Below are 21,335 nucleotides of genomic sequence, written 5' to 3' on the forward strand. Positions count from 1 at the left end.
TTTCTGCAAGCTTTTTCCCTAATTTACTAATAACCTTGCAATTTAACACCTTGAAATCACGGATTTTATTCACACTACCTGTTGATAACCAGTGATTTATTTTGTTTTTAAGGATTGACTAAATAGTGCTTTATGCGGCACGAAGTGCCTAGCTTTTAGCGCCGGTTGAACCACAATCCGGAGCACAGGAGCTTTGCTATGGACTTTCCATTTTTTTCTACAAGCCTCACCTCCCCCGTCTTAACGCCAGCGGTGACGAGAATAGGCCGGATTGATGATCGGCAGTTATGAAGTGCTGATTGCAAACCAACACCAAGCTGATCCTATTATTGTTTTAAAACACATTAAACACCTTTAATAATTAGTACTATTGTAAATGTGCAAATCATTTGTCCACGAACAAGCAGCAATAATGACGGGAAGAGTATTTGCGTAAAGCTTACTAATTGCGCAAACCAATGAAAGGGAAAGGATATGATTAATGCGATAAACCAAAACACCAAGCAGTACCCAACGCCTGAATGGTCTGCAGAGTTCAACGGATTAAATGATAGATTCTTCCCCATTTTCATATATGGAAGCATCATCGGGGATATGGGCTTTAGTGTTTTCGACTACTATATGATTCCCGAACACTGGCAAAGCTTTCTAGTCATGAGATCGATAGTCTGCCTGACTGGTCTGGTCTTATTGTTTCTAAACAAAGCGAAAAAGCTTTCCAATCAAACTGCATTCATTGCGTTTATGAGTGTTTTCTACCTGTTCTTTGCATATGGTGCTTCGGTACTTAAAACCGAGTTTCTATTGATATCCTGGAATTTGAATATCGTAGTAGCAAGCCTTTTCTGGCCATACTTTATAATGCTCGTCCGACAAAAAACTATTCTTCTTTTAAACCTGATTCTTATTAGTGAATACATTTTATTTTATTCTCTCTACAGTATTTTTGATATCGAAACCTTACTTGCTCAAGGTGGATTATTTTTTCTTTTCGGAATAGTCGCATCATTTCTGCTGGGCTATTCGCGATATTCAATCCATTATTCAAATTTTAAGTTGAAGCAAAATCTGTTAACGTCGAAAAAGAAACTAGAACACCTCAACGACGAGCTTCAGGAAGCAAATCGAATTAAGGATCGATTCTTTTCGATCGTCGCTCATGATTTGAAATCTCCATTCAATAATATTCTTGGATTTAGCGAATTACTGGTTGAATCGATACAGAACAGGAACATGGAAGATAGCAAAGAGTACGCACAAACATTGAATCAATCGTCCAAAAAAGTATACAAATTCATTATTGATCTATTGGAGTGGGCCCGGGCTCATACCAACAGAACACTTTTTAAACCAGAACAGATTTTCCTGAGAGATTCATGCGATACAGTTATTGAACTCTACAAATCGACTGCTAAAGAAAAGCAAATATCAATAATCAACAAGGCAGATGAACAACTTGAGGTATTTGCCGACAAGGAAATGATAGCGACTGTTTTACGAAATTTAATTTCAAACGCGATTAAATTTTCTCATCATAATTCGGAAATTATTGTGCATACAACAAGAAACGATAAGGCTGTAGTGGTTTCTGTAAGCGATAGCGGAGTTGGTATTTCAAAAGACAACTTAACGAAACTAATGAAGATCGACCATTCCATAACAACAGCCGGAACGCAGGGAGAAAAAGGCACTGGCTTAGGATTAATGATTTGCAAAGAGTTTATCGACAGACACCATGGCGAAATATGGGTTGAAAGTGACATGAAAAACGGAACAACAATCGCTTTTTCCATTCCTATAGCCTAAGCCATAAGGAAAAATCATGATTAAGGATTAAACATGTCGGGCGTGAAATACCCTAAGATATTTTTTGCCATCTCGATATTGGATTGTGCTTCCTTGTGGTCCGGGTTCAACTCCAACACTTTGTGATACGCATTAATTGCTTCACCCCATTTTTGTTGTCTGTAGTAAATCTGTCCAAGATAAAAATACAATGCTTCCGCCGAGGAATCCAAATCCAACGATTTATGAATCAGCTGCTGTGCTTCATCTAATTTGTTTGATTCAATAAGATCTTTAACCTGTTCGAGTGAGTCATTCATAATTTTCTGTCACAATAAGAGTTGCTCACAAAAATAGAGAAAATCTGCACTTAAACGGAAAATCGTATCCAGATTGATGAAACTTCAGCGATTAACCCAACACCCGGTTTCTCCGAAAGAGCTTTTTGTACTAAACCTGAAGGACGATTACTTGTTTACTAAAACAAATCAGAAAAGCTACAAGCATGAAAGATTCACAAGAAATATCAGCATGGATAAAAAACCGGAAATCGACCTTTGTAAATGGCTTGAAAGAAGGTGGTAAAATTGACGATTCAATTATTGAGAAACTACTGGAAAATGCCACCTGGGCTCCATCGCACGGATTGGTGCAAGCCTGGCAGTTTAAAGTATTTGCCGATGAAGGGGTAAAACGCTTTTTCAATGTCCAACAACAAATTTACAAAGAGATCACCCCAGCTGAGAAGTTTTTCGATTTCAAGTATGATGCCTACAGCGAAAAGTGGAAACGGGTTTCCCATATCATTGCCATCATTGCAAAAAGAGATCCTCACAAACGCTTCCCGGTGCAAGAGGATATCGTTTCGGTGGCCTGTGCAGTTGAGAATATTTACTTAAGTCTGGAGGCGTTCAACATTGGCGGGTACCTGAGCACCGGAGATATTTGCTATTCGGAACAAATGCATAACTTTCTGGCATTGGAAAAAGAAGATACCCCGATTGGCTTTTTTATTTTAGGAGAGCCCGATGAAGCTTTTCAGCGCCCACGACGAACACGAATTTCAGCTGAGGATAAAACCGAGTGGATTCGCAAGTAAAAAACACCTTTACTTCCTACTCTAATTGGTCAACTAGCTTTTTCTGTCATTAGATCAGAGTCTTGACAAGTCACCACAGAATAAGCTACAATAATGCTTTTATGTCTTCTTCCATCTTCCCGGGTTTTGTAACCGGGGCAAATCGTTTCACGGGATTTCCGTTTCTGTCAATCAAAAATTTGGTGAAATTCCATTTTATACGGCTTCCTAAAACTCCGGTTAATTTATGTTTCAGAAAGTTAAAAACCGGATGTGCCTGATCGCCATTCACTTCAACCTTTTTAAACATTTGGAAGGTAACACCATAATTTACAAGGCAACCTTCTGCAATTTCCTTTTCAGTTCCGGGCTCTTGTTTTCCAAACTGGTTGCAGGGAAATCCTAAAACGACCAACCCTTGGTCTTTATAGGTTTTATGGAGTTTCTCTAAACCTTCATATTGAGGAGTAAAACCACATTTACTCGCCGTATTTACAACTAAAATAACTTTACCTGCGTAACTTGAAAAATCAATTTCCTTTCCGTCTAATGAGGTCGCTTTGAGCTTATAAAAATTTGTTTCCACCTTTTAATGATTTTAATCTTTTCCAATACAATTAATTTTCAACCAACGGTTGAACTTTCTGCCCTATTAACATATTTTAACCAACCATAAGCATGCTGAAATGTTCATTCAAGAAGAACCACTAAAACAAACGTTATGGAATACAATCAATTAGGAAATACCGGGATTTTAGTTTCTGAATTATGCTTCGGAACAATGACATTTGGCGGAAGAGGTTTTTGGGAAGCTATTGGCAAAGTACCTCAGGACGAAGTCAACAAACTAATGAAGACTGCCCTTGATGGCGGAATCAATTTTATTGACACCGCAAATGCTTATTCAGAAGGACTATCGGAAAAAATGCTTGGTAAATCGCTTACCGACCTTGGAATCAACAGGCAGCAAGTTGTTATTGCGACCAAAGTCAGGATTAGAATGGGCCCGGGAGCAAACCAAGTTGGACTGACCAGAGCTCATATTATTGACTCGGTGAATGATAGTCTGGAGCGAATGGGCTTGTCGTATGTCGACCTACTGTATATTCATGGTGTTGATCCGCTTACTCCACTCGAGGAAACAATGCGAGGACTGGAGGATGTCGTCAGGGCCGGAAAAGTTCGATACATCGGAATCAGCAATCATCCGGCATGGATGGTTACAAAAGCAAATGCCATTGCCGAAAAAAATGGATGGACACCGTTTTGTGCCGGTCAATATTATTACAGCCTGGCATCGCGGGACATTGAGCGTGAACTAATTCCCATGATCGAGGATCAAGGTATGGGACTTATGCCCTGGAGTCCGCTTGCGGGCGGATTTCTGTCGGGGAAATATACCAGAGAAAAAGAAAAGGCCGGAGATAGTCGACGGGATGATTTTGATTTCCCTCCGCTAAATAAAGAAAAAGCCTTCGACATTATCGATGTCATGTTAAAGATTGCGAAGAACCATCAGGTTTCGGCAGCCCAGATCGCATTGGCCTGGATGCTTCGTAAACCGGCAGTAACAAGTATCATTATCGGAGCGAAAAAACCAGATCAGTTGAATGACAATTTGGCTTCGACACAACTGCAACTTACGGAGGATGAAATTAATCAACTTGATGAGATTAGCGCACTCACGCCCGAATACCCGGGATGGATGGTTCAGCGTCAGATGCAAGATCGGCTTCCCAATCAATAAAGAAAGCAGACAAAAAGTATTTTCATCAATAAGAATCCCGGTAATTCAAAACTGCCGGGATTCTTTATCATGCTTATAATTTGCTTATTGAATTGGCCTTACTTTCCCTTTCACCTGGAAACGGCCGGAAATAGTTGATGTTGTGCTGGCGTCGGCTCTCCCTTCAAATCCAGGTTGTTCTCCTCCTAACGCAACGGTAAACCACCCGGGTTCAATTACCCGCTGATCTTTTTTATTGATCATTGACAATTGGCGAGGTTCCAAGGTAAACTGAACAGTTTGCGTTTCTCCCTTCTTCAAATGGATTCGTTTAAAACCTTCCAATTGGCGAATTGGCCGTGGAGTTGTCGCTTTTTCATCAGTTATATACAGCTCAACCACTTCATCTCCATCCCTGTCTCCGGTATTGGTCACGTCCACAGCAATAACTAAAGGTTTCTCCATCTCAACCTGATCGGGCAAGCTCAAATTGCTATATTTAAATGAAGTGTAACTTAACCCGTAGCCAAACGGATATAAAGGTTCACCCTCAAAATAGCGGTACGTCCGGCCTTTCATTTCATAGTTTTCGAAAGGTGGTAATTGCTCAACCGATTTATAATAGGTTACCGGTAGTTTCCCCGCTGGATTGTAGTCTCCAAATAACACATCAGCAATGGCATTGCCACCTTGTTGCCCGGGATACCCGGCTGTTAAAATTGCAGGAATGTGCTCTGCGGCCCAGTTGATGGATAGAGCGCTTCCATTGATCAACACCAACACGACCGGTTTACCGGTTGCAACGATTGCTTTCATCAAATCAACCTGTGTTTGAGGTAGGTTTAGATTGGTGCGGTCTCCTTTATAAAATCCCTCCAATTCCACTGACATTTCCTCCCCTTCCAATCGTTCATTCAAACCCAAAGTCAGAATAACTGCATCAGCTTGTTGTGCAATATGAACAGCCTCTTCCATTCGGTTTTCTTCAGGCACCGACCAAAGAAGCTTTGCGGTAGCATCACCATAGTAATTTTGATATTCAACTAAAATTTCATACCGCTCACCTGCATTCATTTTTACATCCACTGGTTTGATATTTGCATGATGAACATGATTACCTCCGGTTACTTCGGTACCGTTCAAGGTGATTTTCATATATGGTTTTCCCCAATCACTGAAATGATATAATCCGGTTTTGGGAGCCACCACATATCCAGTCCACCGAATACTGAACTGCCCGGTTTCCAGGCGAGGATCAGGTGTTCCCAGATCCCAAATGAAGTCGACGTTATCGTCAAGCTGTGTGAACAATGGCTGACCTTCCCATTTACTATTATCAAAATACTCGCCTTTCAAACCTTGTTCTCCGTCAGCTGTCTGCAAATAAACCGAAGGAATTACTTCCATGGTAGGTATTCCTTCAGCCAAATCACTTCCTTGAGCGTATAACACGTTCGTACGTGGTTCTACTTTATTTTTAATGCCTTGTAAAACAGTAATCGGGTTGGACGGAATACCGTTATAATTTCCCCATAGCGACTGCACTTCATCGGCATTTGGCCCGATAACCGCAATGGTGTTTAATGATTTTGATAACGGGAGTGTACTTTGGTTTTTCAGGAGTACGATACTTGCTTGCGCAGCTTCACGAGCTAAACGGTCATGAGCCGGGTTATTGTTTACCTCATATGGAATTTGGGCGTATGCTACTTGTTCCACCGGATCGAACATACCCAACTTAAACCGGGCTTCAAATAAGCGTTTCACAGCAACATCCAGATCTTCTTCTGTTAAGATTCCTGATTCAACAGCTTCAGTTAATGCTTCGTAAGTGCTTCCGCAGTTTAAATCACATCCTTTTTTGATTGCAAGCGCCGCGGCAGAAGCAGCGTCGGGCACAACTTTATGATACTTCCAGATATCCGAGATTGCCCCACAATCGGATACAACATAACCATCAAAATTCCATTCGTCACGAAGAATACCAAATAGTTCAGTGTTGGCACAAGCTGCTTCACCACGAAACCGGTTGTAAGCTCCCATCACCGATTGCACTTCGCCATCAACCACCAATGTTCGAAAAGCCGGCAGGTAAGTTTCCCGCAAGTCTCGTTCACTAACACGAGCATCAAACTCGTGCCGCAAAGGTTCCGGGCCGGAGTGAACTGCGTAATGCTTAGCGGTAGCAACAACTTTCAGATAATCCGAGTCGTCGCCCTGCAATCCGAGTACAAATTCCTTTCCCATTTGGCCTGTCAAATACGGATCTTCTCCATAGGTTTCGTGGCCCCTTCCCCAACGAGGATCACGAAAGATGTTGATATTGGGTGACCAAAATGTCAAGCCCTGATAAATCCCACGCTCCCCCTGACGAATAAACTCGTGATGCTTGGCCCGAGCTTCATCAGAGATAACTGAAGCAACCTTGTGCATCAATTCTTTATCCCATGAAGCAGCGATAGATATTGATTGCGGAAAGACCGTAGCATAGCCAGCTCGAGCAACTCCATGCAAACATTCATTCCACCAGTTGTATTTCGGAATCCCTAAACGTTCAATCGCCGGTGACTGATAAAGAGTTTGATCGATTTTTTCCTGAACGGTCAATCGGGAAACTAAATCATCTACTCGCTTTGCAACCGGAAGATCTGGATTTTGAAAAGGATACTCATATTGAGCAAAAGCATTAAGAAACAAGCCTATAGCAAAGGCTAGCATTAAAATTAGATTTTTCATTTTAGTTGGTTTTATCTGTTCTGTTCTGGTATGCAAATATACCAATTTATTTTGGTCTGATATTCAAGGAATGTTGTAGAAAATATTTAATCAGCTCATCGGCCGATCTTTAATGATTTTGTATGCGCCATCTCGCCTTTAAAGGAAATCTAAACTGATTTACAGCCAATTACACGCATAGTAAAAACATTTATCTGTATTGAATCCATGCTGTTCGACCAACGGTATCCTGCGCTTCTGAAAAGTAAGGTTGCAAAACCAAAGTGGTATCTTCAATACCGGTAAAGGTAAAAGTTGGCATTTTACCGACCGGTGAGACCATTTTTAAATAATCGATAGGATATTCTTTACGAAATGTGAGCTGATTTATTGATGAATTAAGATGAGTTAGAAATAAAGCCCCATAAGTTAGTGCAAAAGCAGAATCATTATTTTCGACAACTTCCGGTTCAATTCCTATTATTATTTCAACCTCTTCTCCATTTTTCCATTTTTTCGCAATCTCGGTATATTGCCCCGGAATAACATTATACTTCACTCCTTTTGACGTTACAGAGGAGTTTGTTGCCCACTCAGGTATCCGGATATAAAGATCAAGATAGCGGGTATCCTGCAATTCAACTTTTATCGAAATCCGGTTATCGAACGGATAATCAGTTGCCTGAACCAAGCGCACACTTCCCCCTGTGGTATGCTCGTATTGAAGGCTGGAACTTCCGAACACATTGAAATAAATCCGATCGTACAATCGGGTGTAGTAAAAGGATTTTAATTGCGTTTTGGATAATTGATTGTTGCCAACCGGATTGTATGCGATGCGTTCCAAAGCATCAGCAAAACGAACTTCCTGCGTATATTTCAATAAACTGTCATTTAAAGTTACCCAGGCATTCACATCGTTTTTCGATAAACTTTCAAAGCTCTGTGTTATCTTCTGATTCAGGATATTCCATTCATCCAACAAAGCTTCATCCAGTTCCTTTTGCTCTTTCTTTATTACGTCCAGGTTGGATTGCAGGCTACGAATATTGTCAGTAAAAAGCGACGAACTCGAATGAGCATGCTGATCGATCTGTTTTATGTTAGCGAACTCAGCAAGTACACCCCCTAGCGATATCTGATCCGGGGGAATGGTTTGGGATTTGTTTATCGGATCTTCGGTTGTTCTGAGACTACAAGATGCAACAACAAATACCAACAAAAGGGCAGCCAATTTTCTCATTTCTATTTTTTTCTCTGTTGTAATGAACAGTAAAAAGCCTGTCAAGTTCATTCAAATTGAATTGATGTCGACACAAAAGCACAAAAATGAAATGTTTTCAAAAGGTTGGATCATCAATGATAAACGCGCTGTCATTTTGACTTTCAACAAAAAAAGACTTTTCATGATGATTATTGTTCTCGCGCCGATCGTTGTTTATGTGCCCAAAAGCTGCTGAGGAAACTCTATCCGATCAGATTAGAACCATTATAAAAAAAATACAATAGTAAATCGCCTTTTTATCAAAAGTGAAAAGCAAGTAAAGCCAGATATTTGTATCCATATTTTTCGATAAGCGCACCATAAAATGAACCGTAAATATATAACCTCCAGCTTATATCTTCGCACTCCAAATGCCTGTTTTTTTTTATAAAATGGTATTGACACAATCATCTGCAACACCTAAAAACCGCCTGTTTTGACCTTTTAATCAGAGCAGGCACAAGTGAATCAAAATAAAAAAATCCTCGCTTTTATATCAGCACAGAGACGCTATTTTAATTCAATATTGTATTTTTGTCTATTATGAAAAAGATATCATTTCTCAGCCTCCTTTTGCTTATTATCTGCTCCGGGTATGCAGAAAACTACCCTTATCGTAGTAACGTGTTATGGGTAACCACACCGAGCAACTCCGACTGGCTTTATCAATTAAATGAAGAAGCCAGAATAACTGTCTCCCTTTACGAATATGGCGTATTGCAAGACAATATTGAAATTGAATACCACGTTGGCCCGGAACTTTTACCGAGCGAAAAAAGCGGAACAGTCACGCTGAAAAACGGAAAAGCTGAGATACCAGTTGGAACCATGTCACAACCCGGATTCAGAGACTGTAAGCTTGAGATTGAGCTGAATGGTGTGGAATATAAACATCATACTAAAGTAGGTTTTGCACCGGAAAAATTAAAGCCCTACACTCAACTTCCTGATGATTTTGTCAACTTTTGGAAAGAAGCCAAGGAAGAAGCAGCAAATTGTCCTATGGAAATCGAAAAAACATTTGTGCCGGAATACTCGAGCAATAAGGTTGACTGCTATCTTATAAAACTGCAGGCCTTCAAAAAAAAGGAATATGTTTACGGATACCTTACTTTGCCTAAAAAAGAAGGGAAATTCCCGGTCGTGTTTTCACCTCCGGGTGCTGGAATCAAACCCATGGATCCGATGAAAGATATCTTTTATGCTGAAGGAGGCTGTATTCGTTTCGATATGGAGATTCACGGTATTCGCCCGAATTTAGACCGTGAAACCTATCGCGAAATTAGTCAGGCTTTTGGGCAGGGGAATAATAGTTATTTGGTTAATGGTTTAGACAACAAAGATTCGTATTACATGAAAAAAGTGTACCTATCCTGCGTTCGGGCTTTAGATTTTTTAACCAGTTTACCTGAATGGGACGGTAAAAACCTAATTGCTCAGGGAGGAAGTCAGGGCGGAGCACTAGCCTTAATTACAACGGGACTTGACACCCGAGTAACAGCATGTGCTGCCAATCATCCGGCGCTAAGCGACATGGCCGGATTTAAAGCCGGACGTGCAGGGGGATATCCTCATTTCTCACTTTATTTTGATGGAATAGACACCCCCGAAAAAATCAATACGATGGCTTATTATGATGTGGTCAATTTCGCGAAGCTGATTAAAGTCCCTGTTTTTATGACTTGGGGCTACAACGACAATGTTTGTCCTCCAACAACCAGCTACATCATTTATAATACATTGAATTGCGATAAAGAATCGTTGATAACTCCTGTGAATGAACACTGGATTTCAACAACTACCCGTCATCAAATTTTAGACTGGATTAAAACTCAACTTCACTAAAAGCTAGTTCCAGACCAGTATATGAACCACAACTTCGAAATATAAAAAAAAAGACAGCGATCGGCTATGGTCGTTCATTTTTTTTAGAGCACTCTATTGCCTGGTCGAAAGCAAAAAAAGTAGCATGTAATTCATTCATCCAGAAATTTTCCCTGTTCACCGAAAAACGAATACTGGATCGAAGCAAAAAGAGTATATTCGGATCAACGAAAAACCAAACATTCAAACAAAAAAAATGAGCACACTCGGTAATGTTATCTGGATTGTATTTGGAGGCTTCTTTATTTTTCTGGAATACCTGATTGGAGGACTTTTACTCTGCCTGACAATTGTTGGTATCCCGTTCGGATTGCAAAGCATTAAGTTATCGTTGCTGGCTTTGTGGCCTTTTGGCAAACGAATTGAATATATGGACTATGCTCCGGGCTGCCTTTCAACCCTTATGAATATACTATGGTTTTTTGTCGGTGGTATCTGGATTACCCTAACTCATTTGGCATTCGGGTTACTCTTTGCAATCACCATTATCGGGCTTCCATTTGCCAAACAACATTTTAAATTGATGAGCCTGGCCTTGACCCCTTTTGGTCGTAGAATTATAGACTAAAAAAAGCAGGTCATCATAACCTGCTTACAGTATTTTAGTTGTTCACCATTTTTATTGATGTGTATGTAGTCCACATTCTTTCTTGGAGTTACTTTCCCACCACCAGCGTCCGGCTCTGAAATCTTCTCCTGGTTGTATTGCACGCGTACAAGGAGAGCAACCAATACTCACAAATCCACGATCGTGTAAAACATTATATGGCACTTGATTTTCCTTGACATATGCTTTGCAATCTTCCAAACTCCAGTCCCGCAAAGGATTGTATTTTACAATTTCGTGCCCGCCATCCCACTCAAAAAGCAGCATATCTTCGCGGTTATTCGATTGAGAGGCACGAATCCCGGTAATCCAGCATTCCATCCCATCCAGAGCCCGACCAAGCGGTTCTACCTTACGGATAAAACAACATTGCTTCCGGTTTTCTACGGAAAGATAAAAGCTATTGGGTCCTTTTTCGCCAACAAAACTCTCCAATTCATCATTTTTTGGATAATACGGTTGAATGGGCTTTTGATACTTTTCCAGCGTTCGGTTATACACCTTGTAGGTTTCTTCAAACAAACGTCCGGTATCTAAAGTCACTACCTTAATATCAATTCCGTTTTTGAAAACATAATCGGTAATTACCTGATCTTCAATTCCAAAACTAGTCGTAAATACTACTTTCCCCGGAAACTGGCTTGCTATATGTTTTAGTGCTTCAACAATTTCCTTTTCATTAAACTCAGCGTTCAACTGATCTGCGGTTTGCTTTGTAACCATGCTTTGTCCTCTTTCTTTAATTCTTCTTTCTCGCTACAAAAATAATCATTTTCAAACAAGTTTAAATTTAAATCGTTACTCTTACAGCAAGTAGCACTTAATTCGTTACAAACGAAATAGAATTAAAAGCTTCACAAAATACGTTTTAGCGCCCATTTTGTTTGAAGACAAATAATGCATTCAAACAGAAAACACTAAAAAATAAGAATTTATAAAATCACTGTTTTAAAATAATTCGAATAAAAAGGGCTTTATTGATTTTAAAAAATTTAGTTCCTTTGAAAAGAATAACTTCATATAAAAAGAACATATTAATGGGAAAAGTTTTGATAATTGGTGCAGGAGGAGTGGCAACTGTTGTTGCTCACAAGATGGCTGCACTTCCAGAGGTTTTTACAGACATCATGATGGCTAGTCGCACAAAATCCAAATGCGATGAAATTGCAAATAAAATCGGTGGAAACCGGATTAAAACAGCTCAGGTTGATGCTGAAAACGTTCCACAACTCGTTGAACTGATCAGAAGTTTTAAGCCTGATTTAGTTGTGAATGTAGCACTTCCATACCAGGATCTGCCGATTATGGATGCCTGTCTTGAAACTAAAGTTAGCTACATGGATACTGCTAACTACGAACCAAAAGACGAAGCAAAATATGAATACAAATGGCAATGGGCTTATCAAAACCGGTTTAAAGAGGCGGGAATTACAGCCATTTTAGGTTGCGGTTTCGACCCGGGTGTAACAAGTATTTATACTGCTCATGCGGCTAAGCATCATTTCGACGAAATACAATACCTGGATATTGTAGACTGTAATGCCGGCGACCACGGAAAAGCTTTTGCAACCAATTTCAACCCGGAAATCAATATTCGCGAGGTCACCCAAAAAGGAAAATACTGGAAAGATGGCAAATGGGTAGAAACAGAACCCCATGAAATTCACAAGCCTCTGGATTATCCAAACATTGGCCCAAAAGAATCATATTTGATCTTTCATGAGGAATTGGAATCATTGGTTAAAAATTTTCCAACCATTAAGCAAGCTCGCTTTTGGATGACCTTTGGGCAGGAGTACCTGACTCACTTGCGCGTGATTCAGAACATCGGCATGGCAGGAATTGAACCGGTGATGTATGAAGGGAAAGAGATTGTTCCGATCCAATTTCTAAAAGCTGTTTTACCAAATCCGGGCGATCTGGGTGAAAACTATAAAGGACAAACATCAATTGGCTGCCGTATTAAAGGCTTAAAAGACGGAAAGGAAAAAACCTACTACGTGTATAACAATTGTGATCACGAAGTTGCGTTTGCTGAGACCGGAACACAGGCAGTTAGCTACACCACCGGGGTGCCTGCAATGATTGGTGCAATGATGTACCTGAAAGGACTTTGGAAGAAAGACGGCGTGTACAATGTCGAAGAATTTGATCCAGATCCGTTTATGGAAGCGCTAAACCAACACGGACTTCCATGGCACGAAATTCACGATACTGATTTAGAAATGGAATACTAACAACAATAAAAGCCCAGATTTGACTGGGCTTTCTTTTTCAAGAAGCAATGAAACAAGTCAATCATCGACTCAAGTTGCTACACACGGTAATTTGGATATTTTTTGCTTCCTTAATTTTCTTTATTGACTAGGCAGGCATTACGAATCAAATTACCTCTTTCACCTGGATAGCCATTGCCCTAGTTATGCTAAAGGCGTTTATTTTATATTCTACCAGCGGACCTGCCCAATTGATATTATGGCATGCAACTATATTTCCGAAAATGACAATTTTGATATCTTCCTCCCCAATTGGATCGCTAGGAACACCAAGACTATTTTGGGTATTTTGTATGTCGGCGGTGTTCTTTTGGTACTGATTCGCTATTTCTATTTTTGAGCCAGCAATAGAAGTTTATTGATCCAGATTTATGCGCCCTTTGCATAAATCTTCGAGGGTAACGCCTTTGAAATAGTCTACAATCATTCGATTTAGTTCTCCCCAGAAACCTTTAACGCGACAAGTAGTTTCGCGGTCGCAATGAAAGCTTTGAGCCAAGCAATCGATCACACAAATTCCAGGTTCAAAAGCACTGTGAATATCCAGTATCGTAATTTCTGAAGGTTGGCGGGTTAAGATGTAACCACTCTTCTTTCCACGCAAATTGATAATCAGACCAGCAGCCTTTAAGGCATGAATAATTTGGTCCAAGTATTTGACAGATATCTTCTGATTTGCGGCTATGTCTTTCTGGAAGACACCGCTTTGGGATTCGTCTTTCGCAATTTCAAGCATAGCACGAATACCATACCGGGTTTTGGTACTAAATTTCAAAAGTTAGTTTTTTTGGTTCTACGAAAACAAGATTCTAAAATTAATAAATATTTCATTCCGAACCTTTACCAAACCTAAAAACTTATGAGGCGGCTCAATATTAAAATCGGTTAGTTTAAGCTTCAATTGTCCTGTCATACACCATTGATCTACAAAACAAGACGCTGAAACAGTTTCACACTGATACTTCTTCGTAAGTCCATTCATACTTAATTCGATGGTCTTCTTTCCTTCAGTATCTGGTGAAGCAAAGTCAATTTCATCCTTTGCAATTTCAATCGTGATATTTGGATATTCGTCGGAGTTAATCAAATCAAGGAAGTCTTTCAGCATGATTTTAGAATCAGCTTCGACTTCTTCTGCCGGAATGTTAATTTGTATCGTTGCCTCATCTGAACTAAATGTACTGGGCATCCTGCAGAATTCATCATCCCGATACTCCATATGAAAATCGTTCACATTTGTTTTCCCGGTAATGTGAACCTGATCAAACATATACCGACTAAAAGTCTCCTTTCTGGCAGCCATCTGTCCGTCAACAGTTTGGATCACCATAAGCAAAAAGACTATGAAATATATTGATCGAATTTTCATTAAATGTGAAATAAAAAAGTGAAAAGCTGCCCTTTTTACCGGGGCAGCTTGATCTAACTAAACCAATTATTTAAAAGGATATGGCTGCTTCCAGCACTAATCCATTAAAGTTTCCACCGTCAATCGCTCCATGGGCAGGTCCTTCATACTCTTGATTCACGTAATCAAGTTTAACCAACACATTGTTAGTCATGTACCAACCACCACCAATGTTCGTGCGAGTCACCTTTGAGTCTTCATTGTCAGATACCTTATTCAAACGAGTTCCAACATAGAAGCTTCCAATCCGGTAAATGGCTTGCAGTGCAGTTTGTGTGTAATGCTGATCCTCATCTCTTTTAACGCCCTTCATGTTTTCATAAATCCCGAATACTTCCAAACCATGAAATTTCGCAAAAAGGTTAGCCATGTAGCTGTTCATTTCTGACTGCCCGCTGCCTGGACTCCAACGTCCTGAGCGGAAATTATCACCTTCGGCATCGGCTGTTTGCATCACATTGTAGTAACGCGCACCAGCACGGTCGCCATCCCACAAGTAAGATCCGCTGTGCCCTTCGCCAACGTGGTACCCAGAAAAGGATGCACGTATTCTTAGGTCTTCGTTGATATCAGTATCATAAGCCAGTTTCCAGTTGAAAACCAAGTCTTCACCAATATCATTACCACGTCCATAGTTCATACGACCATTGTTGGTTCCAACCAATGCGAGGAAGCCTTTGTTACGGTACATGAACTCAATTCCAGGGTTAGTAGTGAAGTTGTCCATGATCCAGTTCCCTACGAATGGGTTGTTCAAAACTGCTGCATTGTTACTGCGGTAGAAATGAGCATCACCATAGTTTGGGTTCATTACACCTGCTTTAATGGTTAGGTATTCCATAATACTGTTGGCTGCAGGCAAGAATGGCAATTGATCAATTGTCAGGTAACCACCTTCAACCCACGCCTCGTTGTGGTGGCGAGAAGACAAATAGTTGTTCATGTACAACTGAATTCCAGGAGCCAATTTTGCAGTCAAACTCAAATTTGCAGTTGGTAAATTGAAGTTATGCTTAAGGTCGATCAGTTCAACCGGCGCTTCATGATCCAATGACTGAAGTTGAATAGCAAAATCTCCTCCTACTTTCACTTTAACACCGTCAAAATCCTTGGAAACCTTAGGTTGTTCGAAATTTTGAGCAGATGTTATCAAGGCCATAGCGAATATGGCAAAAATCAAAGAAACCTTTTTCATTTTGATATAATTAAATTGATTAAATAATACTCGAAGCGGATTCGTTTTCAGAGCCCCGAGTTATTGCTGTTTAAAAACTAAATTGTAGTCAATTTTGACTTCGTCTCCCGTTTTTATGGTTCCCATTAAGGCAACAGGAGGTTCAACGTCATAGCTTGACATCTTTAAATCTAATTCGCCTTCAATCCGAATTTGTCCATCAGCCAGGCTTTCCAACGTGAAGTCGTCAGATATTTGCTGTTTTTTTCCTGCAATGCTCAATGTGAATTTGGCAACCCCTTTTTCTCCTGTTACATTCACCTCATCTAACGACACTGTAATGGTTGGGTTTTTCTTAGACTTTAACGCTTCATAAGTCTTTTTATTCATCAAACTACGATCACTTTTGATCGATTCTACTTCAACACTGACTCGTCCATTTTTTAATGTCTGAAGAGAGCCAGCTTCGGCTAACTCAAAGCTCGCCTGAAGCTGCTCAACTTTCATTTCCCAATCATGTATTGTTGAAGTACCACTAACAAATACCGAACTTTTATTCCACTCAACTTTATATGTAACCTGAGCAAATGCCAGGCTATGAATAACCACTAACAGCACAACTAGAGTGCTCACCATCAACCTTTTAAATGTTGTTTTCATATCATCCTACCTTTCCTACTGTTTTAGTAGCACAAACATAGGAACATTTTAATTTCTTCCAAACAATAAATGCAACAAAGGAATTAATTTAGAAACAGACCAAACCGTCTGTTTCTTATAACATTATAAACAACAGCCAAATAGCATGCAAGCAATAAGGGGCTAACGAACAATAATAGTTGTGAAAATATCTAACACTCCAAAGATTTAACTTTTGTTAGCCTTTCTTCAACCTCCTAATATGCTGCGCACTACCTCGGAATATAAACATATATTTTATACATTTCCTTTTCATTCTAATGATTTTTACAAAAAATAGATACTTTTGCAATGCTTGAAACCGCGCAAAAAATGAATGTATTTAGTTTAGAAGAGAAAATGGGCATCATACATGCCTCTTTCTACGGGAAAACACCTTTAAGTGTATTTGAAGAATATCTTCAACATTTAAAAAAGATGGAGCTTTCGAGTAAGATTAAGATCTTGCACGATCACCAACAATCGACCCCTGTTTTAAAACCGACAGAGCTGGATTCACTTGCCGAGATCTATAATCACTATCTCGCAGAATTTAAGGAAATAAAATTAGCTTACGTCAGTTCCGACCCACTGGGAATTGCTTTGGCCATGCTCCTGAAAGACATCATGAAAACACCCAAGTATAACATTAAAATATTCTCGGAGAAAGAAACTGCCATCAAATGGCTGAATACCTAATTTGAAAAAACAATCAGGATATATTCTCAAGAATATCAACCAAGTGTTTCCAAAATTTATCGACCGTTTTGATATTGATTTTTTCATCGGGAGAATGGGCTCCTTTTATTGTTGGACCAATAGAAACCATATCTAGTTCCGGATATTTTTCCAAAAACAAGCCGCATTCTAATCCAGCATGAATAGAGCGAACAATTGGTTTCTCATTAAATAATTTGACATAGGAATCGACAGCCACTTTCACGATTGGACTGGCAGGATTGGGAGCCCATCCAGGATAGCCATCTGACGTTTTCACCTCAGCGCCAGCCAGTTCAAAAGCAGAACGGACCATTTCCGATGCGTAATACTTCCGACTTTCGATTTCACTACGTTGGCTTGTCGTGATCAACAACCGGGTATCATCCAAAGTCTTTACCGATGCCAAATTGGTAGATGTTTCAACCATGTCGTTCATTCGAGTACTCATTTCCAACACCCCGTGCGGACAGGCATATAGCAAATTGAGTAACTTTTGCTGACTGCCTTGTGTTAGTACTTTTGCAGGCAAAACCGTTGAACTTTGATCAACCACCAGATTAGGCTCTGTGCGTTCGCACTCAAATTCAACATCGGCCGAAAACATATTGATTTCAGCCACCAACTGTTCTTTTTGTACATTCGGCACAATAACGGTTGCCGTGGCCTCACGCGCAATTGCATTACGCAAATTTCCGCCATCGAAGTCAGCAATTCGAACACCAAATTGACGAACAGCCTGCCACAAAAACCGCGTTAAAATCTTAATGGCATTTCCTCTTCCTTTATGAATATCATCGCCTGAATGTCCTCCCATCAATCCCTTCACCATAATTTTCATGGCAAATGATTTACCCGGAGTTTTTTCCCTTTCAACAGTAAAAGTCCCCAGGGTATCAATTCCTCCGGCACAACCGATAAATAATTCACCATCGTCTTCCGAATCCAGATTAAGCAGAATTTTCCCGGTCAAAAACCCGGGCTGCAAGGCAAATGCTCCGCTTAGCCCTGTTTCTTCATCAACCGTAATCAAACATTCTATTGGACCATGCGAAATATCCTTTGATGTTAAAATCGCAAGCTGAGCGGCAATACCAATTCCATCATCGGCTCCCAGCGTTGTTCCATCAGCTTTCACCCATTCGCCATCAACAACAGGCACAATCGCATCGGTTTCAAAATTGAAAACTTTATCACTATTCTTCTCACAAACCATGTCCATATGCGATTGAAGAATAACCGTTGGAACATGCTCTTTCCCCTGAGATGCCAATTTACTAATCAATACATTTCCGATAGAATCAGTCTTTGCAGCTAATCCATTTGCAGCTGCAAACTCGAGCAAAAACTTCCGAATTTTTTCTTCTTTTTTTGACGGACGCGGAACTTGACAAATTTCCTCAAAATAATCCCAAAGTGGTTGCGGCCTCAGGCCTTCCAGTTTCTTCATAGCTCAATTCTATTTTGATGTTGAAAAAGCGATTTTCAATTTAAAAACAATGACCAAAGTTAATAGATATTTGCCAGACCTATTTTTTAATCAATGAATAACTTGTAAAACAATTGTAATTTCGTCGAAACACTGACATTTGCATAGTTCTATATTTTGAAAAAGGTTATTCTTTTGACTCAAACGAAAATCGCATGCATTCAATTCAGGATATTTACAGAATAGGCTATGGTCCGTCGAGTAGTCACACGATGGGCCCCCGCAAAGCCGCAGAAAAATTTCTATCGACCAATAAAACAGCAAAGCATTTTAAATGTACACTTTACGGAAGCTTGGCTGCCACCGGAAAGGGGCACCTTACCGATTTTGTTGTTGATGAAGTCTTTAAACAATACCCGCTCGAAATTATCTGGAAACCGGATGTTTTTCTCCCCGTCCATCCGAATGCACTAAGCCTCGAAGCTTATTCAGAAGACGGCAAAAAGCTCAACGAAAAAACCTACTACAGTGTTGGAGGTGGGGCAATTGTTGAAGAAGGAGAGAATGTGGACACAAAACGTATTTATCCTCATGATAAGCTGGATGATATTTTGACTTGGTGCCTTCGGAATGGAAAACAGCTGTGGGAGTATGTTGAGATTCACGAGGGCAAAAAAATATGGGATCATTTGGCTGTAGTTTGGAAAACGATGGACGACTCGATAAAACGGGGAATGAAAACCGAAGGCACATTACCCGGAGGTCTGATGCTACCACGCAAATCATCTTCATTTAAGTTGAAGGCTGCGAATTTCACCGGGCCGTTTAAAAAGAGATCGCAGCTATTTTCGTTTGCACTGGCCGTTTCCGAAGAGAATGCCGGAGGCGGACTAATTGTAACTGCACCAACTTGTGGAGCGTGCGGGGTTGTTCCTGCTATTTTAAAGTATTACCGAAAAGTGTACCGAACCGATTTAAAACAACTCTATCATGCACTTGCGACAGCCGGACTGATTGGAAACCTGGTGAAACACAATGCCTCCATTTCGGGGGCTGAAGTTGGCTGTCAGGGAGAAGTTGGAACGGCATGCGCGATGGCTTCGGCTGCCGCTACCCAACTGATGGGAGGTAATTTAAAACAAATTGAATACGCAGCAGAAATGGGATTGGAGCACCACCTCGGACTAACCTGCGATCCGGTTGCCGGTCTGGTTCAAATTCCTTGTATCGAGCGAAATGCTTTGGCTGCCGAGCGCGCTCTGGCCCATAATACCTATGCTTTAATGAGCGATGGCGATCATCGGATAAGTTTTGATGAAGTCGTGGAAACCATGTTTCAAACAGGCAAAGACCTTTCCTCTAATTACAAAGAAACCAGTAAAGGAGGTCTGGCGCGCTACCGGGCTTTACCAAAATACTAGTTGTATTTTTTGAAATAATTGGTCAGCCGACTTGTTAGCTGCTCGAAAATGGGCTGCGTAAACTCGACGAACAAATCTTGCGGAGCAGGAGGTGGAACAGCACGGTTATTTAAAATGTAAATCTGCTGATCGGTCAAAACACCTTCGTCGCCAACAAAAATGCCATATTGGTTTCGCCAAACAAACTCTCCGGGCACCTGTTCATCCAAAATAGTTCGCTGGGTCTGAAACTCTTCTATCCGAACATTTAAAACTCCCTGGGAAGATACTTCGTCTGTAATTATTTTTATTTTCCCATTCAGGCGTTCCTGCCGCTTCTCAATCCGGGTTGAATCACGACTAACTTTCACTTCCACATTGCGCTCAACAACACGGCTTAGTTTTTCAACATTTTCAAAATGAAGTGGTTTCCCGATAAAAAAATCGTAGAACTCCATTCGCACTACCATGTCAGGATATTTCAAGCCACTATCTTCAGCTTCATCCGGTGTGTAAAATGAAACAAAACCTGAGTTTGGAAAACGTTGTTTCATACGATTGATTAGCTGCTCGTAAAAAAACTCGGATGATAACTGATATCGCCTTGAAGGCAGAGGAATCGTTTCTAAAATCACATTCAATGTTGCCAACTCTTTAGCCTCATCAATCTTGCTCACAACATTTTTATACGATGGTATCAAATCATCGACCTGCCTAAATTGGAAATAGGCTTCTCGTGCATCTTCTCGTGAGCCGCGCTCCAGTAGCTGTAGACCTGACTGGTAGTGTTCTTCCGCTGCTCGCTTCTTAACATCTTCTAATTCTGACGTGTAAATCTTCAACGAACTAACCAGCTTTCGTGCTGCCGGTATTCTGCGAATTTCTTCACTTAAATGATTAACTCGATACATCACATCCAGGGTATTGCTCCACTTCAACGGATCATTCCCACTCAAAGCCATATCAATTTCTTCCTGGTAATACTGAATCGCCAATGGATAACCTTCCTTGATCACCCGTTTCGCCTTTTTGTTATCCGAATCGTTGCTCAGCCGGCTAGCTGCCTTTTCAATTGCCGAAATATAATCTCCTTTTTCCAACGCCCTTTGTCCCGACGAACATGCCATCGCAAACGAAGTAAGTACAATTAAATAAATCCATTTTTTCATCTGATCAAATTGTTTGTTTTTAATG

19 protein-coding genes are annotated in these 21,335 nt (G+C 40.4%); 8 read left to right on the plus strand and 11 right to left on the minus strand.

Features of this window, described 5'->3' with window-relative positions; translation table 11 throughout:
- Positions 1-474: 474 nt before the first annotated feature.
- The gene (locus GR929_RS08695; protein WP_159518845.1) at positions 475-1,806 is read left to right on the plus strand and encodes a sensor histidine kinase; all 1,332 of its coding nucleotides are present in this window, start codon (positions 475-477) and stop codon (positions 1,804-1,806) included.
- 20 nt (positions 1,807-1,826) lie between these two features.
- Here GR929_RS08695 and GR929_RS08700 read toward each other — a convergent pair whose 3' ends face one another.
- Entirely contained in the window at positions 1,827-2,105 is a 279-nt protein-coding gene (locus GR929_RS08700; RefSeq protein ID WP_159518847.1) for a tetratricopeptide repeat protein, read from the minus strand.
- 185 nt (positions 2,106-2,290) lie between these two features.
- On the opposite strand from GR929_RS08700, the gene GR929_RS08705 reads away from it, so the two are divergent.
- On the plus strand, positions 2,291-2,884 hold the full coding sequence (locus GR929_RS08705; protein ID WP_159518849.1) for a nitroreductase family protein: 594 nt from the start codon (positions 2,291-2,293) through the stop codon (positions 2,882-2,884).
- An 85-nt stretch (positions 2,885-2,969) separates the two neighbouring features.
- Here GR929_RS08705 and GR929_RS08710 read toward each other — a convergent pair whose 3' ends face one another.
- Positions 2,970-3,449, minus strand: coding sequence for a glutathione peroxidase (locus GR929_RS08710; RefSeq protein WP_159518851.1), 480 nt, complete (start codon positions 3,447-3,449; stop codon positions 2,970-2,972).
- Positions 3,450-3,584: 135 nt separating this feature from the next.
- On the opposite strand from GR929_RS08710, the gene GR929_RS08715 reads away from it, so the two are divergent.
- On the plus strand, positions 3,585-4,610 hold the full coding sequence (locus tag GR929_RS08715; RefSeq protein ID WP_159518852.1) for an aldo/keto reductase: 1,026 nt from the start codon (positions 3,585-3,587) through the stop codon (positions 4,608-4,610).
- Positions 4,611-4,694: 84 nt separating this feature from the next.
- Here the strand turns inward: GR929_RS08715 and GR929_RS08720 are convergent, their stop codons facing one another.
- Positions 4,695-7,325 (minus strand): glycoside hydrolase family 3 protein, encoded by a 2,631-nt coding sequence (locus tag GR929_RS08720; RefSeq protein WP_159518854.1) that lies wholly within the window; start codon positions 7,323-7,325, stop codon positions 4,695-4,697.
- Positions 7,326-7,515: 190 nt separating this feature from the next.
- Positions 7,516-8,547: a glycoside hydrolase family protein gene (locus GR929_RS08725; RefSeq protein ID WP_159518856.1), complete on the minus strand. Its 1,032-nt coding sequence runs from the start codon at positions 8,545-8,547 to the stop codon at positions 7,516-7,518.
- Positions 8,548-9,111: 564 nt separating this feature from the next.
- Here GR929_RS08725 and GR929_RS08730 point away from each other — a divergent pair.
- Both GR929_RS08730 and GR929_RS08735 read left to right on the plus strand, forming a co-directional pair.
- Positions 9,112-10,413: an acetylxylan esterase gene (locus tag GR929_RS08730; protein WP_159518858.1), complete on the plus strand. Its 1,302-nt coding sequence runs from the start codon at positions 9,112-9,114 to the stop codon at positions 10,411-10,413.
- A 235-nt stretch (positions 10,414-10,648) separates the two neighbouring features.
- Positions 10,649-11,020: a YccF domain-containing protein gene (locus tag GR929_RS08735; protein WP_159518860.1), complete on the plus strand. Its 372-nt coding sequence runs from the start codon at positions 10,649-10,651 to the stop codon at positions 11,018-11,020.
- Between the two features lie 51 nt (positions 11,021-11,071).
- On the opposite strand, the gene GR929_RS08740 is transcribed toward GR929_RS08735, so the two are convergent.
- The gene (locus GR929_RS08740) at positions 11,072-11,782 is read right to left on the minus strand and encodes a phosphoadenylyl-sulfate reductase (protein WP_159518862.1); all 711 of its coding nucleotides are present in this window, start codon (positions 11,780-11,782) and stop codon (positions 11,072-11,074) included.
- A gap of 314 nt (positions 11,783-12,096) precedes the next feature.
- Between GR929_RS08740 and GR929_RS08745 the strand changes: the two genes are divergently transcribed.
- A complete protein-coding gene (locus tag GR929_RS08745; protein WP_159518864.1) occupies positions 12,097-13,296 on the plus strand; it encodes a saccharopine dehydrogenase family protein in 1,200 nt (399 codons plus the stop codon).
- Between the two features lie 394 nt (positions 13,297-13,690).
- Here GR929_RS08745 and GR929_RS08750 read toward each other — a convergent pair whose 3' ends face one another.
- The 4 genes from GR929_RS08750 to GR929_RS08765 form a co-directional block, all read right to left on the minus strand.
- On the minus strand, positions 13,691-14,110 hold the full coding sequence (locus GR929_RS08750; protein ID WP_159518866.1) for an RrF2 family transcriptional regulator: 420 nt from the start codon (positions 14,108-14,110) through the stop codon (positions 13,691-13,693).
- An 18-nt stretch (positions 14,111-14,128) separates the two neighbouring features.
- A complete protein-coding gene (locus GR929_RS08755; protein WP_235934218.1) occupies positions 14,129-14,665 on the minus strand; it encodes a YceI family protein in 537 nt (178 codons plus the stop codon).
- Positions 14,666-14,774: 109 nt separating this feature from the next.
- A complete protein-coding gene (locus GR929_RS08760) occupies positions 14,775-15,938 on the minus strand; it encodes a hypothetical protein (RefSeq protein ID WP_159518870.1) in 1,164 nt (387 codons plus the stop codon).
- Positions 15,939-15,998: 60 nt separating this feature from the next.
- A complete protein-coding gene (locus GR929_RS08765) occupies positions 15,999-16,577 on the minus strand; it encodes a YceI family protein (RefSeq protein ID WP_159518872.1) in 579 nt (192 codons plus the stop codon).
- A 351-nt stretch (positions 16,578-16,928) separates the two neighbouring features.
- Between GR929_RS08765 and GR929_RS08770 the strand changes: the two genes are divergently transcribed.
- Complete coding sequence (locus GR929_RS08770; RefSeq protein ID WP_159518874.1) at positions 16,929-17,294, plus strand: STAS/SEC14 domain-containing protein; 366 nt, start codon at positions 16,929-16,931, stop codon at positions 17,292-17,294.
- Between the two features lie 13 nt (positions 17,295-17,307).
- On the opposite strand, the gene GR929_RS08775 is transcribed toward GR929_RS08770, so the two are convergent.
- The gene (locus GR929_RS08775; RefSeq protein ID WP_159518876.1) at positions 17,308-18,762 is read right to left on the minus strand and encodes an aminoacyl-histidine dipeptidase; all 1,455 of its coding nucleotides are present in this window, start codon (positions 18,760-18,762) and stop codon (positions 17,308-17,310) included.
- Positions 18,763-18,956: 194 nt separating this feature from the next.
- On the opposite strand from GR929_RS08775, the gene GR929_RS08780 reads away from it, so the two are divergent.
- Entirely contained in the window at positions 18,957-20,162 is a 1,206-nt protein-coding gene (locus GR929_RS08780) for an L-serine ammonia-lyase (RefSeq protein ID WP_159518878.1), read from the plus strand.
- Here the strand turns inward: GR929_RS08780 and GR929_RS08785 are convergent.
- Positions 20,159-21,310 carry a hypothetical protein gene (locus GR929_RS08785; RefSeq protein ID WP_159518880.1) on the minus strand — a complete coding sequence of 384 codons (1,152 nt, stop codon included), beginning with the start codon at positions 21,308-21,310 and terminating at the stop codon, positions 20,159-20,161. The two genes, GR929_RS08780 and GR929_RS08785, sit on opposite strands and share 4 nt — an antisense overlap.
- Positions 21,311-21,335 lie beyond the last annotated feature (25 nt).

Origin of the sequence: Sunxiuqinia indica, from assembly GCF_009847015.1 — a bacterium.
Taxonomy (GTDB): Bacteria; Bacteroidota; Bacteroidia; order Bacteroidales; family Prolixibacteraceae; genus Sunxiuqinia; species Sunxiuqinia indica.